At 53.9% G+C, this 16,711-nt stretch carries 11 protein-coding genes; 7 read left to right on the top strand and 4 right to left on the bottom strand.

The annotated features are described in order from the left end of the window. Nucleotides 1-79 precede the first annotated feature (79 nt). The gene (locus GXX95_02960; GenBank protein ID NLT37102.1) at nt 80-1,597 is read left to right on the top strand and encodes an oligosaccharide flippase family protein; all 1,518 of its coding nucleotides are present in this window, start codon (nt 80-82) and stop codon (nt 1,595-1,597) included. 16 nt (nt 1,598-1,613) lie between these two features. Here the strand turns inward: GXX95_02960 and GXX95_02955 are convergent, their stop codons facing one another. Then, complete coding sequence (locus GXX95_02955) at nt 1,614-2,876, bottom strand: glycosyltransferase family 4 protein (GenBank protein ID NLT37101.1); 1,263 nt, start codon at nt 2,874-2,876, stop codon at nt 1,614-1,616. Between the two features lie 346 nt (nt 2,877-3,222). On the opposite strand from GXX95_02955, the gene GXX95_02950 reads away from it, so the two are divergent. Beyond that, complete coding sequence (locus tag GXX95_02950) at nt 3,223-5,397, top strand: DUF2206 domain-containing protein (GenBank protein NLT37100.1); 2,175 nt, start codon at nt 3,223-3,225, stop codon at nt 5,395-5,397. Between the two features lie 77 nt (nt 5,398-5,474). Beyond that, nucleotides 5,475-6,578 (top strand): glycosyltransferase family 4 protein, encoded by a 1,104-nt coding sequence (locus GXX95_02945; GenBank protein NLT37099.1) that lies wholly within the window; start codon nt 5,475-5,477, stop codon nt 6,576-6,578. A 138-nt stretch (nt 6,579-6,716) separates the two neighbouring features. Here the strand turns inward: GXX95_02945 and GXX95_02940 are convergent, their stop codons facing one another. Continuing rightward, on the bottom strand, nt 6,717-7,703 hold the full coding sequence (locus tag GXX95_02940) for an SDR family oxidoreductase (GenBank protein NLT37098.1): 987 nt from the start codon (nt 7,701-7,703) through the stop codon (nt 6,717-6,719). A 551-nt stretch (nt 7,704-8,254) separates the two neighbouring features. After that, nucleotides 8,255-9,256, bottom strand: a complete 1,002-nt coding sequence (locus tag GXX95_02935; protein NLT37097.1) for a GNAT family N-acetyltransferase — start codon at nt 9,254-9,256, stop codon at nt 8,255-8,257. 149 nt (nt 9,257-9,405) lie between these two features. Here GXX95_02935 and GXX95_02930 point away from each other — a divergent pair, with 149 nt between their 5' ends. From GXX95_02930 to GXX95_02915, 4 genes are all read left to right on the top strand, one after another. Further along, a complete protein-coding gene (locus GXX95_02930) occupies nt 9,406-10,431 on the top strand; it encodes a hypothetical protein (GenBank protein NLT37096.1) in 1,026 nt (341 codons plus the stop codon). 938 nt (nt 10,432-11,369) lie between these two features. Then, nucleotides 11,370-12,698, top strand: coding sequence for a hypothetical protein (locus GXX95_02925; protein ID NLT37095.1), 1,329 nt, complete (start codon nt 11,370-11,372; stop codon nt 12,696-12,698). Nucleotides 12,699-12,919: 221 nt separating this feature from the next. Next, the gene (locus GXX95_02920; GenBank protein ID NLT37094.1) at nt 12,920-14,029 is read left to right on the top strand and encodes a glycosyltransferase family 4 protein; all 1,110 of its coding nucleotides are present in this window, start codon (nt 12,920-12,922) and stop codon (nt 14,027-14,029) included. Further along, the gene (locus GXX95_02915; GenBank protein ID NLT37093.1) at nt 14,023-15,120 is read left to right on the top strand and encodes a glycosyltransferase family 4 protein; all 1,098 of its coding nucleotides are present in this window, start codon (nt 14,023-14,025) and stop codon (nt 15,118-15,120) included. Before GXX95_02920 ends, GXX95_02915 begins: the two co-directional genes overlap by 7 nt. A gap of 42 nt (nt 15,121-15,162) precedes the next feature. Here GXX95_02915 and GXX95_02910 read toward each other — a convergent pair whose 3' ends face one another. Beyond that, complete coding sequence (locus GXX95_02910; GenBank protein NLT37092.1) at nt 15,163-16,497, bottom strand: nucleotide sugar dehydrogenase; 1,335 nt, start codon at nt 16,495-16,497, stop codon at nt 15,163-15,165. Between the last annotated feature and the right edge of the window lie 214 nt (nt 16,498-16,711).

Genomic DNA, 16,711 nt, shown 5'->3' with positions numbered 1-16,711 from the left:
GACTACTATCCCCGATGGTAGCTATCGGCCCTGGAACCTGGGATCAGGGGAATGATCAGGCCGCGATGTGGTAAGCCCTATGGATACGAAAGAGCCGCATGGGAAGAAGCATAAGGTACCGGGCCGATCGTTCGCCACCGATGTGGTGACCATAGTCGGCGGGACCACTATAGCCCAGATAATCACCATCCTGTCGGCCCTGCTCGTTGCCCGATTGTACCAGGCCGAGATGGTCGGTCTCGCCTCCCTCTTCACTGCCCTGGTCACGACCCTGGTGGTGGCCTCCTGCCTGAGATATGAGTTCTCGATAATGCTCCCCAAGACCGACAAGGAGGCCATCAACCTCCTGGCGCTGAGCCTAATCATCAACCTGGTGTTCAGCCTGGCCCTTGTCCCCATACTGTGGTTCTTAGGCAACGATCTAGCCTCTATGCTGAACACCCCCGAGCTGGCGCAGTACCTATGGCTCGTCCCCTTGTCTGTGTTCCTTACCGGGTCCTACAATGCCATCAACTATTGGAATTCCAGGAAGAGGCAGTTCGGACGTCTGTCCACGACCCAGGTCTCTAAGGCGGCCGCGCTTTCGGCCACGCAGCTGGGCGCTGGCTATGCAGGCTACGCCTCCAGCGGCTCCCTCATCGCGGGCAACATCGTCGGCCAGGCCGTTGCCACCTTCACACTTGGAATACGGATATTTCATGAGTACTGGGATTTCTTCAAGAGGTCCCTGGACCGCAAGGTGATGCGGGAGAAGATGAGGGAGTACCGTGACTTCCCCCTGTTCGATATGGGCTCTGGATTCATCAACGTCCTGTCCCTGCAGATACCCGTCTTCATCCTCAGCTTCTATTTCACCAAGGAGATCGTCGGTTACTACTCCTGGGGGCTGATGTCCGTCCAGCTGCCAGCTAGTCTGGTGGGGACGGCCATATCCAAGGTCTTCTATCAGAGGGCGGCAGCGGCGTTCCACGAGAGCATGGAGAAGATGGGGGCCATCGTGGAGAAGGTCACCAAGCAGCTGGTCTCCATCGGATTCCTGCCGATCCTGTTGCTGATGTTCATCGGCGAGGACCTGTTCACCATCTTCTTCGGAGCGCACTGGTCGGAGGCGGGAGTGTACGCCGAGATACTCTCGTTCTGGACGCTCATCGTGTTCGTCTCCACGCCCCTAAGTTCCGTCCTCAACGTTCTGAAGAAGATGAGGATGGTGCTGCTCTACAATGCCATCCTCATTGTGCTCCGGACCGCATCGCTGGCCTACGGCGGGGAGATGGGCGACATCTATCTCAGCCTGACCCTGTTCTCCGTGGCCAGCGGCCTATCGGGACTGGTCCTGACCGTGTGGATCCTGAAGACGGCCAATGTCTCCATCATGCATCTGTTACGCTCCATATCCGGTAATGTCAGCATAGCCCTCATGCTGATCGCCGTGGTGGCGCTCTGCCAATATGTGCTGAACCTATCCTCATTGCTGATGATAGTGGTCGGCGTTGCCGTCGCTATCGTGTACTACGCGATATACATCTACCGCGATGCTGAGATGAAGGCCATGGTGTTCTCCTTCCTGAAAAGAGGGAAGAAGGCGTCCGATCAGTGAAGATCTCGATAAATGGCTACGGCCGCAGGAGATCGGCGAACCGTTTGGCCATGTTGGCGTGGCTGTACTCCATGACCTTGGGCATATCTCCCTTGTACCCTACCGCTCCCATGCTCTTGTACTCCTTGTAGGAGCTGACCAGGATACGCTGCAGCCCCTGGTCGTCGGTGGCGATCAGACCCGTTCCGGTGCTGGCCAGCAGCTTGCTGATGACGTCCTCCGAGGAGCCTATGGACAGTATCGGCCGTTTCGCCGCCAGGTAGTCGAATATCTTCCCGGTGTACACGCCCTTCTCCTTCTTGTTGTCCCAGGCCAGGATGAGGAGCAGTTGAGAGCGCTTCTGAATGTCCAGCGACTGCTGTCGGGGAACCGTGCCGTGCACCTTGATCACGTCCCCCAGGCCCCGCCCCTCGATCTCGGTCATGAACCAGGGGTTCCGATCACCGTAGAAGTTCACATCCACATCCCTGCGGTCTACAGTCCCCTCCGTGAACAGCTTTCCCAGGGCATCGAACAGGGGCGCGGGGTCCATACCCTTCCGGTACACCTTCCCCGTGTAGTTGATGGAGAACTTACGGTCAAGATCGACCGCCTGGGAGGGCATGTCCACGGGATCGAACCCGTTGGGGATGGTGATGACCCTGTCCCTGTGATGTATCTCCTTCAGCTTCTCGGCCAGGGGATCGGAGACGGTGGTGAGGACATCCGCATTCCGCAGTGTGTCCCGCTCCAGCTTTTCGTTCATTAATCTCCGCACCGGTGAGCGGACGTCGTTGTGGTCCCAGGCCCATAGGTCCCGGAAGTCGGCCACCCAGGGCACGTCCCTCTCCTCCTTCAGCTTGCTGGCCACGATGTGCGAGGCCCCGGGCCCGGAGGAGCTGATGATGGCCTTGACGTCCCCATCGGCCATGAGCTTCCTGCCCGCCTCCACCGCGGGTCCCACCCACGACAGCGTGGGGTCCGGGAACCCATAGACCCTTTCCCAGGTGGTCAGGGCACGGTCCGCGAGGCTGCGCTTTCCCGCCTTACCCTCCTCGACCTGCTCCTTCAGAGGCTGGTCCGCCTTAAGTCCCAATCGTTCCTTCCAGTGCCTGAGGTAATCCTCGTAGGGGACCTCCACCGACGTGAAGTCGCCGGTGACCTCCGGGGCCACCGCCGACGTCAGGACCACGGGGCTCCAACCCTGCTGCGGCAGATACCGGGCCAGGCCATTGATGCGGGTGCTGCGGAAATGCCGGCACTGGGCGAAGAAATGGGATACTATGAGGACCTTGTCCATGGGAACGTGTTCTCCATTGTTCATGATTTATAAATCGTTTTTTCTAAATCTATGTTCCTGATGGAATACATCAGTAGTTCTTACAGGGAGTGGTCCTGCTTCCGCCATTAAAGCGTCCCGCCACCTTAGATACCTCTCCTCTATGCCATCTTCCTAGCTTTCGAAATTGGCCGTGTTTATCTATTCTCACAAAGGTAGAAAACAGGTGCCAGTAGGGCCGTTAAGGAGGGGCTAATGAGGCATAGATATTTATGGCCCCTGAACCTAATGCAGTCTCCAATAATATTTGCAGATGAATATCAAAAGAAGAGCGGTGCATGCTTGTTCTGGGCAGTGAGGGCTTGAGATGATGTGGACACACGAGAGGGCCAATCAGAAGGCCTTCCCTTTGCGGACATTGCTGGTGGTGACCTATGTCCTGCAGATAGTCGCCGTCTACTCCATCTTCATGTCCGACCTCTACGCTCCGCTGGAGATCGTGAGGCAGATCGCTTTCGTCTTCCTGCTGACCTTCATCCCGGGGACGTTCCTTTTAGGCTTCTTCCGCATCAAGGAGCTGGACCTGACCATGGCCGTGGTCATGATCGTGGGCCTGAGCATATTCTTCATCTTCGCCTGCGGCCTGATATTGATGTCCATAGGTTTCCTCACCGGGGTCACCGGGGTCATCACCGGTTCCAACCTCTTTCTGGTGATACTATGCTTACTGAACATCATCATACTGGTGTACCTGTTCTGTGACTGTCCCACCATCACCTACACGAAGAAGAAGTTGGTCAACTGGAGCGACCCCTTCATCTACCTGGCCATACTCATCCCCGTGGTCACAGCCCTGGGATCACTTATCGCCACCGAGTACCAGAACACCTTCGTACAGTACATCGCCCTCGCCCTTATCTTCGCTGCCATAATCTACGCTGGACTTTCAAGGTCCAGGGATGATCGGGCCTATCCCTGGCTCCTGTACGGCATCGCCCTGGGCCTACTGCTGCACACCTCGTTCATCTCCTCCCACATCTGGGGCTGGGATATTCACAAGGAGTACTACATCGCCAGCACCGTCATCCAGAACGCCAGATGGGACTTCAACTTCTACTCCAACATCAACGCCATGCTGAGCATCGTGGTCCTCGTTCCTACTTACTCGCTGATAAGCAATCTGGACCTGACCACGGTGTTCAAGCTCATCTGCCCCATGCTGTTCGCCTTTGCACCTCTGGCCCTGTTCCCGCTGATATCGAGGTACTCGTCCAGGTGGTTCGCCTTCATGTCCTTGACCTTCGCCGTGTCCTTTTACGCTTTTTATCAGGAGTTCCCCCAGCTGGGGAGGCAGGAGGTGGCCCTGTTGTTCTTCACCTTGGTCCTGGCTCTGCTCATGGACACCAGTCTCAAGATGAGCGGAAGAGCGAAGCTGCTGCTCACCGGCGTGTTCAGCTTCTGCCTGATCGTTTCCCACTACGGCACCACCTACATGTTCCTGCTGCTGTGGATAATAGCTCTGTTCGTATACCTGGGAAGGTTCATCCTGCTGAAACTGGGCAGGGCCATCAAGAAGGAAACGGTCCCCGCGCTTCGAAGGATGGAGCGTCCGCTGATCCTTAATCTGGGTCTGCTCCTGGCGGTCGCCTTCATGACCATACTCTGGTACACCTCGGTCACCAACGCCTCGGCGTTCAAGAGCATCGTCAACATCGTATTCAACATCGCCGAGTCCATGTGGACGGACCTCTTCAGTCCCTCGGCCGCACAGGGCATGGAGATAATCACCAGAGAAGCGAACACTCCGCTGCACTCCGTGGGAAAGGTAGTGCAGCTGGGAGCGCAGGGCCTGATAGGTCTAGGCTTACTATCGCTCTTCTCCAAGAAGAGCAGGTACCACTTCCCCGCGGCCTACACCAACATGGCAGTGGCGGCCTTCCTGGTATTGCTAGCTTGCATCGCCGTGCCTAACTTCGCCAGCTCCCTGAACACCAGCAGGATCATTCAGGTCATGCTGCTGGTCCTTGCCCCCATGTCTGTCGCCGGGATATTCTACTTCTTCAACCTGTGGAGGGCCTTCACTGCCTGGATAACCAAGCGGAAGCCTTTGAGGTACTCGTCCAGGTGGATCACAGCCTCTGTAGTGCTCTTCCTGTCAGTGTTCCTGATGTTCAACACCGGCCTCATATACCAGGTGGAGAAGACACAGCATACCTCCTTCGCCCTCGATCTAGACCTGGACTATGTCCGGTACAACGACTTCGAGGTAATGGGCCAGAAGTGGATCGTGGCCGAAAAGGTAGGTACCGCGTACGCCGACTCCTACCGTTCCCCGGTGTTCCATGAGTATTTTTTCTGGGGGGTTGATGACCTGGACTTCATCTCCACCGCGAAAAAAGGAAGCCTGATATACCTGGGCTCGTACAACATCGAGCATAGTTTGACCAGGAACGCGGTCTTCCCGTACACCTATGTGCCATATGATCTGTACAAATATTCCACAGTGTACAATAACCAGCATAGCCTTGTCCAGTCCACCTGACGGAGGCTGGTGGCTTCTGAGCATGATGAAGCTCGATGATAGTCCTCGACCAATGACCTGGAGATGTGTGGGCCGATATGAACGGAAATGACGGACACAGGAATGAACGGATCGTCGTGGTCTCCTTCAACACCCGAGGGGGACTGCATCATTACATTACTCAGCTCTCGAACGCCCTGGGCCAAAAGGCCGAGGTGGACCTGATCTTGCCACGGGGGAGCGAGCTTGAGCACATTTCCTCCAAGGTCAACGTTAGGGAGATGGACATCGGGAACACCAAGAAGAACTTCATCAAGAACACCGTGGAGTTCTGGAAGATCATCGAGCTCATATTGTTCATAAGGGACCGCCGGCCGTCCGTGGTGCACTTCAATGGATGCTACCCCTGGATGAACTTCATCCTGCCGTTCATCGATGATATACCCACAGTGATGACCATACACGACATCGTGCCCCATCCAGGGAGCAGTAGGACCGATGTGCAATCGGTACGCGACATGCTTCTTTCATACGCCGACAGGGTCATCGTCCATGGCGAGTATGCCAGGGACAACATCCGGAACGTGGACAAGGGCATAGTGAGGATCGTCCCCCACGGTAACTACTCCTTCTTCTCCTGTGGCCAGACCTGCGTCGAGGGAACGGAGCGGACCTTCCTGTTCTTCGGCCGGATCTCCGAGTACAAGGGTATCGGCTACCTGGTGAAGGCGATCAACGAGCTCAACGCAGAGGGCCATGATCTAAAACTGATCATCGCAGGAGAGGGAGACCTCAGCCCCTACAAAGAGGATATGGAGGATCGCCCGTGGTTCGAGGTGATCAACCGCTATGTGGCCGACGATGAGGTCCCGGAGATCTTCGGCCGTTGCATGGCCGTGGTGCTGCCGTACATCGAGGTTACGCAGAGCGGGGTCGTCCAGATCGCCCTAGGGTTAGGGAAGCCAGTGATATCCACCACCGTCGGCTGCCTGCCGGAGATAATCAAGGAGGGTGTGAACGGTCTCCTTGTGCCTTCTGCGGATGTTACCGCTCTCAAGAAAGCCATCGTCCACATGGCCGAAAACTGCTCCGAGGCCCAGGAGATGGGCCAGCGCGGACAGGTGATGGCAGATTCAGAATACTCCTGGGACCGCATCGCCGACATGACCCTTGGGGTTTACGACGAGATCAAGCGTCGATGAGCTGAAAGCCGTCGCCACCCAGCACCAATTTAAAAATAACCTGCGGAGAAATGAGTATAGAGAGGTGATGTCCCCCCACCCCCCTAGTATTGGGGGAGATCATCCACCCTCTCGTTCTGAAGACTAAAAACTAAGGGTTTAGTGCGTGGAGACGGCCATCAGCTTGGACGGGGCGCAGATGTCCACCTTGGACCGAGACTCGTACCACTCCACCGAGGCCTTCAGACCTCTATCCAGGCTGTAGTGCGGATCGTAGCCGAAGCCGTTCCTGGCCCGGGTGATATCGGCCAGCGAGTCCTTGACATCACCCTTACGGGCATCGATGAACTTCAGCTCCGGGTAGTTGCCCACGATATCCATGATCTTCTCCGCAAGAGCGCGGATACTGACCTGGGAGCCGTAGGCGATGTTGAACGCGCCGGTAGCCGAGGACTTCATAGCCAGGAGATTGGCGTCCACCACGTCCTTGATGTAAGTGAAGTCACGGGTCTGGCTGCCGTCACCGTTGATCCTCGGGCTCTGGTTCTTGAGGACGGCATTGATGAAGAGCGGGATTACCGCAGCGTAGTTGGAGTTTGGGTTCTGGTTGGGCCCGTAGACGTTGAAGTACCTCAGACAGGCCACAGGTAGGTTGAATATATCAGTGAAGGAGGAGCCATAGTTCTCACACATAAGCTTGGTAGCTGCATATGGGGACTTGGGATTGGTCTTCATGTCTTCAACCTTCGGCAGCACAGGGGTGTCCCCATACACCGATGAGGATGAGGCCAGGACCACCTTCTTTACGCCAGCGTCCTTGGCCATCATGAGCACGTTGAGCGTGCCGGTGACGTTGACGTCGTTCGTCGCCCGGGGGTTCTCGATGGACCGCTGGACCGACGGCAAGGCTGCCTGGTGCAGCACATAATCAGCGTCCCTGAACGCTGACTTCAAGAGATTGCAGTCCAAAATGGACCCTCTATAGAAGTTCACCTCCCCCCGATCTACATAGGGTGCGATGTTTTCGAACCTACCGGTAGATAGGTCGTCGATGATATTGACTACGTAACCCTTGTCAAGGAGTTCATGCACTATATTGGAACCGATGAAGCCTGCTCCGCCCGTTACTACTACTCTCTGAGGCATCGGAGTAGTGATTGATAATATCATTTATATTAAGCTATCTTGTGTGCTTTTTTATAGTAAAGTTTGTATATACCCCGCCCCACGCTAAGAAACAGTCATTTTTAATGCCTATTTTTAAGATTCTATTGGGGCAATTGAACTGTTTGGTATCCTGCTACATCAATCCAAACACTGTTGTTCAATATATAAATTATTATTATCTATATAGATAGATTTATAATCAGGCCTATGAACATCCATGGTCCGCCGATCATAAGGATCGTGGATGCTGGCCGTGCTCGACAGGGCCCTCATTGGTTTGCCTCCCGCGGCCATTTTGTCCCCAACCCAGATACAACAACGAAGACTCTCATCTACGGGTCGGTCCGATCCCGAGGCGTGCTCTGTGACCGAGACCCCACGTCTTCACAAAATTCACTCAGGAAATTTCAAGCTATCGTCCTGCCCTCTTTTGCTGTTATCATTATACTATATGATAATAGAAGTAGGGGGTAAGGGAGTTAATTGAGCAAGGCTACGCAGCGTTGTTCTCCCGGACATGCATGTGAACTTCATGACTCTGCATCAGTATCTGCCTTGGGCTTTGACGACCCTCGCCTTCCGTGCCTCAGGTCTGACAAGCTCTTGGTCAGCTTGTCCTGGAAGGTGTTCTTCTTGTAGACGTGCAAGTACGGGGTCTGGATAGGCCCGAACTTCCGAAAGTTCCTTTCCACCGGCTTCAGCATGCTCCCCTCGAAATCAAACGTCCTGGTCACCTTGCTGGCGTTCTTTATCCCTTCCCAGAACAGGAGTCGGAGGGCTCCGTCATTCTGGAACTTGGGGTCTATCCCCGACATGAGGGAGTAGGTACAATCCCCGCTCCATACCAGGTACAACCCTGCTCGAAGCTCTCCGCTCTTGTCCACAGCAAACAGTATGCTCCGCTTACCTCTCCTCCGGAGGGTGCCATCCAGCTGGGAGAGGAATTCATAACTGTAGGGGACCTTTCGGTCCTGCTTGGTGAATACCGCGGTGTTGATCTCATAGAACCTTCTCAGGTCCTCGGTCTCCACCACATCTATCTCATCCTTGGCCTTGGAGATGTACTTCCTGACTCCATGGTCCACATCCTCGTATATCCTGTCCAGGTTGGTGAGGTCCGGAAAAATGTACGTGTAACGCGTGGTCTGCCGGTAGCCGTTCCAGTAGAACGGCAGCCAGGTGGTGATAGAATGATGGAAATATTGCTCGAAGGATTTGAAGGGAGGTATGGCCTCGACAAGCTTGCTCAGCGTGTCCATCTCGCTGCCTAGTTTGGTCCTGTACTTCTGTGCCTTGGTCGGCCTCATCCATGGACCCAGCGTCTGGGTCAGCAGAGGCATCGTAATATACAGGGAACCCCGCTTGTTCTGGAAATAGTAGGGCAAGGTGGCGTAGATGTCATTGTTCTTCTCTAGAGTGATGACATCCCAATTGGCCTCTCCGCACACCGCATCCAGCCACCAGTCCTGTGAGAATATGGGTATGGTGGGCTCGGCCATGCAAAGTTCTCTGTATTTAGTCCTGTCGGACATTATCCTCCTCACTTCAATGGAGACCATATATTTATTCGTAGGCTCCTGGGAAAAAAGAAGGGATAGGACGGAATCAGCAAGTTCGTGGCTCTCGGCCACCATCTATTAATAACCTGATTTTTATCGAGTATCGAATGAATAAAGACGGGATGTTGGACCTACTTCGCGGCGACCGGTCGCTTTTGAATATGTTCGCCCGTGAGGAAGAGTATCGCGAGGGGCTTCGCGACAGCTTCGGTAGGTTCCCGTACTATGCCAGTGAGGAAAGGAACATCCGTGAGCCTACAGTTTCGCGATATCTCAACAACCGGGGGATGCGGGTAGAGTACCCGGATGGTCATAAGTTCGCCGTCTGCCTTTCCCACGATGTGGACGTTCTCTGCCCAAATAACTACTTTCGAAAGGAACTGGATTCGATACGTTCGTTCATGGTCGGAGATTTCCGAGGAACTATCGATAAACTGAGTAGACCAAGGGTGGTCCGCCCGTTCCTCGATAGCAGAGAGATCATGGCCTTGGAGGAAAGATATGGAGCACGTTCCAGCTTCTACTTCATCGCGGTGGAGGGTGGACCTGACCGGTCCTACGATATCAAGGATATAAAGGACGACCTCAAGTTCATAGATGGCTCAGGTTGGGAGGTGGGCCTTCATGGAAGTCAGGCCGCGCATGCCGACCTAGAACGGATGAAAAAGGAGAAGGTTCTGCTCGAAGAGGCCCTGGGAAAAGAGGTTGTGGGATACAGGAACCATTTTCTTAGGTTCAAGGTTCCGCTGACTTGGAATCTGCTGCAGCAGGCCGGGTTCAAGTACGATACCACCCTAGGTTATGCTGATTGTGCTGGTTTCAGGGGAGGCATGTGCCACCCCTTCTTCCCATATGATCTCGGGACCGGCAGCACCATCGATATTCGGGAGATCCCCTTGGTCATTATGGACGCCTCCCTCTTCCAGAACTACATGAGGCTCGATGTACGGGGGGCCTGGGACCTCGTGAAGGAGCTGATCGATGTGGTGGAGGCCCAGAGAGGGACGATGGGCATTCTTTGGCACAATACCAACATGCAGGGGGACACTCTGAGGTTGTACGAGAAGATACTGCAGTACTGCAGTGAAAGGAAGGCGTGGATGCCTACCGGCAAGCAGCTTCAACAGGAAGTAACAATCGAGATATGAGGTCCGGAGGCTACTTCACCCCGACCCGTCGGATTCTTGTGATGAAAACACTGTGCGATCTCACTCAACTGTTTATTTGATTGTGATTAGTCAGAAAGAATGTACAAACGAATGAGGTTTGAACGAATCGATTATCAAGCCTCTAATAATGTCCTGTGAAGGAGCGTTAATAGGGTTCGGTGTACGTTTTCAAAATCCGAGTTGGATGTTCCCCGTAAAAAACCAACGGAGTTAGCCGTTAGTATGATACTAAAGGGACCCGCAAGATCGGCATTAGTCCCTAACGGCAACGGGAGCGCAGGAATGAATCTAATTTACTGTTCTCGCCCTAGAAAATAATCAATTCTTATTGATTTTGGGAAACGTCAATCGTAAAACAACATCGTAAAACATGTTAACCCCGGTTAAACCTGGGGTTTGTCGTATCATAACAGTACTTAAGGCTTGAATTATGGAAAAATAAAATCGATTTTCAGCCAAATCAATTGATGATTTACGCGATTCGCAACCATTATTCGTGATATCGACCTGATGAAAAAAGGGGAAAAAGGTGCACAATATTCAGACTAATGCAAATTTCTGACCACCTATACGTCCATTGACGATTTATAAAGGATATTTATTATGAAATATTTTATTTATAGAATTTTTACTATATTAATAAAAAGTTCTGTAAATGCTTTTAATAATAATACTAGAACTGAAACCTTTATCAATGATTAAGTAATGGCATCACTCGAAGGAGCAGGCTGCATCTCGCCGGATACATTGCTGCTAAGCCAGTAAGGCGATTTGCATGAGTGAGGCAAAAACGAGAAGGCTTGTCTTCCAAGTGAGAAGGTGATTAAAGAAATGAGGTGGTAATATTGGTAAAGGAATACAATAAAATAAAAAAATATCTTAATTATAGAAATAGAACGAAGCAATTCGTTGCTATTTTGGTTATCGGTGTTTTCCTTGCCGCTTCGACTCTTGTCTATATAGGGGCGAAGGGTAGCAAGGATGTCGTAGGGACGCTCTCCGACAGCTCTGTGATTCTGTCGAACGATTCTTCTGAAGTGACCATCGATCCCTATGATGAATCCTCTACTGAACTTCCGGCATATACTTACAAGGTCACGCCTACTTACGTACTAGATGCCTCGGGTAAAAAAGTATACTCGGGAACGGCCACTGCATGTATCCAGTGGGCCAATGATAAAACCCCCACCGGGGGAACAGTCTCACTAGCTGCCGGCACCTTCTCCTTGACCGGTAAGATCTGGATAAACAAGAACCTGGTCGGTGCAGGTACCTCCACCAAGCTGGTGGCGGCAAAGAACCTGGGCACCGACACCATGGTACAGGTCGCAAAGCGTGACTTCTCCGCTCTGAGCAAGATCACGCTCTCGAACTTCGAGGTGGATGGCAAAGGTGCCACTTACACCAGCGGAATCTACGGTGGCATCGAGCTGGTAAGATGTACCTATTGTACATTGTCCAACATCTATATCCACCACTTCCCCAAGAGCCATGGTATCGAGTTCCAGGCTTCCTCATACAATACCGTGACGAACTGCAGAATTGCTAACATAGGTTACGGTAATCAGTATGGGAACGGCATATGCTCTGGAAGCCAGGTCGCAGGGGTCAGCAGCACCTACAACAAGATCGATGGCTGCACCATAACCGGTTGCTCCATGGTCGGAGTTAACTGGGAACCGGGGAACAACAACGTGGTGAGCAACACCGTCATCAAGGCATTGACCAGCTGGTCCGGGAGGACGACCGGCATAACCGTCTGGAACAAGGGCGGATACGCCAACTCCAACAACAACCAGTTCATCAATGTGCAGGTCGACGATGATGACACCAACCTGGTCTCTACCGGGACAACGGGGACCGTGATCAAGGGCTGCACCTTCACCGGTGCCAAGAGCAGTGGCGTCTACACGAGCGGATGCTCTAGCTGGACGATCTCCGACAACAAGATCATCACCAAGGGAGGCCATGGTATATACACCTGGAACAGCAACAAGATGAAGGTGACCGGCAACTACGTCGAGGACGGTTCCGGTGCCAAGAAGGGCAGGGGGATATGGATAACATCCGACTCCACCCACACCAGTTCCGGGAACACCATCTCCAGTAACAAGGTGGTGAACTGCGCGTATGGGATAATGTTCGGTGCCAAGACCATTAGCTCGACCGTGACCAACAATGTCGTCACTGGGTGCTACACGGAGTACAAGATAACCTCCGGAAACACTGTCAGCAACAACAGCTGATCACGGACCGTATGAACAGAAACCTTTCAACGGCCCTCGGGCCTCTTTCCTGTTTTTTTCTTTCATCGAATAAAATGGGGAATTAATAAAATCTTTTTAGATATTATTTTATTGCAAAAAATATAAATATGTCGACCATCGTTAAATTACCCAGGTAGTAAGTGGATAATTTAATTAATGATTAATTGCTGACCGTAAACGGGGGATGGCACATTAGAATATTGCGCGTAGTGAGCGACCTCTACCCTCATGTGGTGGGGGGCCTAGGCCTTCATGCTCATGAGATCTCCAAGTGGCAGAGCGAGCATGGTAATGAGGTCAAGGTCATCTCCATCAGGGGTTCCAAGACCAACGGGTTCAAGCGAAGCTATGAGGTCCAGGAGTTCAATAGCATCATGAAACCCAAGGGCAATGCCATCGCCCCCTCCATGCTGAATGCCATATTGAAGCAGCAGAAGGATTACGACATTTTGCACGCGCATTCCCACCTGTTCTTCTCGACCAACATGGGAGCCTTCGCCCGCCGCATCGGGGATAGTCCTCTTGTGATCACCAACCATGGCATGATATCTACGAATATGCCGAAGTGGGTCCAGGACATCTATATGCCGACGATCGCCAAGTGGACGCTGGAATCCGCTGAAAGGATAATCTGCTACACCAAGGAGGATGCGGAGGCGGTTATGAAGCTCGGCATAGCTGAAGGCCGCATAGCCATAATACACAACGGGGTGGACATAGAGCTGTTCTCCCCCCAGCCCCGCGAGTCCAGCGACGTTGTAAGGTTGGTGTGGTCAGGCAGGTTCGTTCCCGGGAAGGGAGTGGACACGCTCATCGACGCCTTCGCACTCGCTCTGAAGGAGGAACCTAAGCTCCATCTCCTGCTGGTGGGTGACGGCCCCCAGAAGGATCAGATCGAGGCCCAGATCGCCCGGCTGAACATCAAGGACAAGGTCACCATCAACACCTATGTGCCCAACAACGAGATGCCCAACATCTACCGCGATTCCAGCATCTTCGTTCTCACCAGCCACTACGAGGGGGTCCCCCGGACCATCCTGGAGTCCATGGCCTGCGGCCTCCCGGTCATCTGCACAGACCTGCCCCAGCTCCGACCCATCGTGGGAGGGCACGGCATGCTCGTCCCCGTGTACTCGGCCAAAGGATTCGCCGAGGCCATCTTAGCCCTCGCCTCCGATGAGAGCATGAGGAGAAGGATGGGCGCCAGCGGTAGCGAGCTCATAAGGACCAGCTACTCCTGGGACTCGGCGATGAGGGAAACCATTGAACTATACAAGACCGTTATCGAGGAGAGAAAACGGCCATGGTGAATTCCCTGAAGATACTGGTCTGCGCAACGGAGTACTACCCCCAGGGGTCCGGGATCGCCATCGTCGCCCATAATGTCGCTACCTTGCTGGGGCAGGAGCATGATGTACAAGTCTGCTCCCCCACAGGTCCCGACGTGATCATACCCGCCGGGGGCCATGGGAGGTTCGGTCTCACGAGCTACTGGAAAGGGGTCCGTCGATGGCTCGCCGAGAACAACACCTACGACGCCGTGTGGCTGCATAACCCCCTGGTGCCGGGGATAGGCGCCGGTAACGCCGTGGTCACTCTGCACTCCACTGCAACTGGACGCGCCGCTGTAAGCCGGTTCCCCTACCCCTACGCGTATTACAGGTGGTTCGCCTGGCATGAGCACCGGTGCTACAAGGGGCTTTCAGGTGAAGGTGCGCGCTTCACCACCGAGAACACTGGCATAATGGAAGAGCTGAAAGGCATTGAAGTCAGTGAGCCATCCTTCATATTGAACGGGACCGACACCGAGAAGTTCTCTCCCCTGGCCGACAAGGGCGCGGTCAGGGAGCGTTTGGGCATACCTGATGGCGCCGCATTCATACTTTCCGTGGGGCGGGTCACATCCATCAAGAACCCGATTTACCAGCTGAGATTGGTGAAGGCTCTGGAGATGTCGGGGACACCTGCGCATCTGGTGATGGCCGGGGGAGGGGACATGCTCGATCAGTGTAAGAGATATTCCGATGAGAGCGGGATCAAGAACGTTCATTTCCTCGGCCCGGTACCATATGACCAGCTGCCTGAGCTTTACGGGAGCGCCGACCTCTTCCTCAGCACCTCCATCTACGAAGGTCTCTCCCTGTCCTTGCTGGAAGCGATGTCCTCAGGCCTGCCGTGCATCGTGTCGGACATACCCGGGACGTCCATCGTGAGAACGGCCCAGTGCGGCCTGCACATCTCCTGTCGAGACCCCGTCCAGGACGCGTCCCGGGTCCGTGCGCTCATAGACGATGGTATGGTTCGTCAAGCGTCCAATGCCCGGCGGTACGCCGTGGAGAACTTCGATTGGAAGAAGATCTCACAGCAGTACCTGGAAGAGTTCCAGATTGTCAGAAGGTAGTTGGAAGGAAAATTGATAGAAAGGGGGAGATGTCTAGTTAGTTCATCTCTCCTTGGTAGAGCCCAGCTTCACCATGATGCCTCGGTAGCCGTCGACCTTTTCCCTGATCACGTTGCGGGTGTCCACGAACACGAAGTCCGTGCGTTCCATCGTCGGCATAACCGCGCGCAGCTGCTCGCGGAGCTTGGCGTGCGCCGTCAGCAGTATGGCACAATCAGCCCATTGAAGGACCTCTTCGATGGACCCCTTGGACTCCAGTATGGCGCCCTCGATCCTGATGGACTTTGCCAGGGGATCATAGACCTTCACGATGGACCCGCGATCGATAAGCTCCTCGATGATGGGGACCGCGGGAGATTCCCTGGTATCGGTGACGTTCTCTTTGTATGCTATGCCCAGGACCGCGATGTTGGCCTCGTGGATCCGCTTCCCCACCTTCTCCAATCCCTTCTTGGCAAGGTTCACCACGTGTACCGGCATGTAGTCGTTGACCTCGCCAGAGGTCTCGATGAACTGAGGTATGTAGTCGAACTGGCGGGATCGATATGCCAGGTAGTAAGGGTCCAAGGGTATGCAATGCCCTCCGACACCGGGTCCGGGGTAGAAGGCCATGAAGCCGTAGGGCTTGGTCTTGGCCGCCTCGATGACCTCCCACATATCTATCCCCATGCGCTCGCTGATGAGGGCCATCTCGTTGACGAGGGCGATATTGACGTTGCGGAAGACGTTCTCGTAGATCTTGACCATCTCCGCCGTCTTACAGTCAGAGACCTTGAATATGTTAGTGATCACCGCTCCGTACACCTTGGCGGTGACCTCCGTCCATTCCGGGGTTAGACCGCCGACGATCTTGGGGGTGGTGGTCACGGAGTAGGTCTTGTTACCAGGATCTATCCTCTCCGGAGAGTAGGCGACCCCGAAGTCCTCGAGGACCTTGAGCCCGGAAAACTCCTCCAGGGTGGGCAGCATTATCTCCTCTGTGGTACCGGGGTAGGTGGTCGATTCCAGCACTACCAACTGACCCTTCCTCAGGATCCTCCCTACTGACTCGGAGGCGCTCTTCACCGGCTTGAGGTCAGGGCGCTTGTTCTCATGAAGGGGAGTGGGAACCGCGATTATGATGACATCACACTCCGCAAGCTTTCCGACGTCGGTGGTGGGATTGAACTTACCGTTCCCCACCTCCTTCACATCATCGATGTACGAGATACCATGGCGGAGCATCTCCACCCTTTCCACCCAGGTGTCGAAGCCGATGACCTTGAAACGCTTGGCGAACGCCGTGGCCAAGGGGAGGCCTACATAGCCGAGGCCCACGACCCCCACCACCAGAGAATTGTCCTCGATCTTGCTGATGATATCTTCAGTGAACGACATATGAACTCCTCTTGTAAATGCACATGGAGAATTTACTGACCATATATAATGCGTAGGAGAGAATATCCAGCTTCAATATCTTTCCCCTTCTTGGCCATGGTAGAAACTGGCAATGCTTAATTATCTATCGGTACAAATTCCTCGGTACATTTAAGTGGAAAAGATATACCAGTGCCGTACCACATAATTCGATGACGAGGCCGATACCAGTTAA

This window comes from Methanomassiliicoccus sp., assembly GCA_012719175.1.
In the GTDB taxonomy this organism is placed as follows: Archaea; Thermoplasmatota; Thermoplasmata; order Methanomassiliicoccales; family Methanomassiliicoccaceae; genus UBA6.
Note: the sequence above shows the minus strand (reverse complement) of the source record. Positions and strands in the feature narration are given on the sequence as shown.

Excerpts from the sequence above, each read along its gene's own strand:
- GXX95_02910 (NLT37092.1), bottom strand. The coding sequence starts at position 16,497 with ATGTCGTTCACTGAAGATATCATCAGCAAGATCGAGGACAATTCTCTG.
- GXX95_02950 (NLT37100.1), top strand. The coding sequence starts at position 3,223 with ATGATGTGGACACACGAGAGGGCCAATCAGAAGGCCTTCCCTTTGCGG.
- GXX95_02935 (NLT37097.1), bottom strand. The coding sequence starts at position 9,256 with ATGTCCGACAGGACTAAATACAGAGAACTTTGCATGGCCGAGCCCACC.
- GXX95_02955 (NLT37101.1), bottom strand. The coding sequence starts at position 2,876 with ATGGACAAGGTCCTCATAGTATCCCATTTCTTCGCCCAGTGCCGGCAT.
- GXX95_02930 (NLT37096.1), top strand. The coding sequence starts at position 9,406 with ATGTTGGACCTACTTCGCGGCGACCGGTCGCTTTTGAATATGTTCGCC.
- GXX95_02960 (NLT37102.1), top strand. The coding sequence starts at position 80 with ATGGATACGAAAGAGCCGCATGGGAAGAAGCATAAGGTACCGGGCCGA.
- GXX95_02945 (NLT37099.1), top strand. The coding sequence starts at position 5,475 with ATGAACGGAAATGACGGACACAGGAATGAACGGATCGTCGTGGTCTCC.
- GXX95_02940 (NLT37098.1), bottom strand. The coding sequence starts at position 7,703 with ATGCCTCAGAGAGTAGTAGTAACGGGCGGAGCAGGCTTCATCGGTTCC.
- GXX95_02915 (NLT37093.1), top strand. The coding sequence starts at position 14,023 with ATGGTGAATTCCCTGAAGATACTGGTCTGCGCAACGGAGTACTACCCC.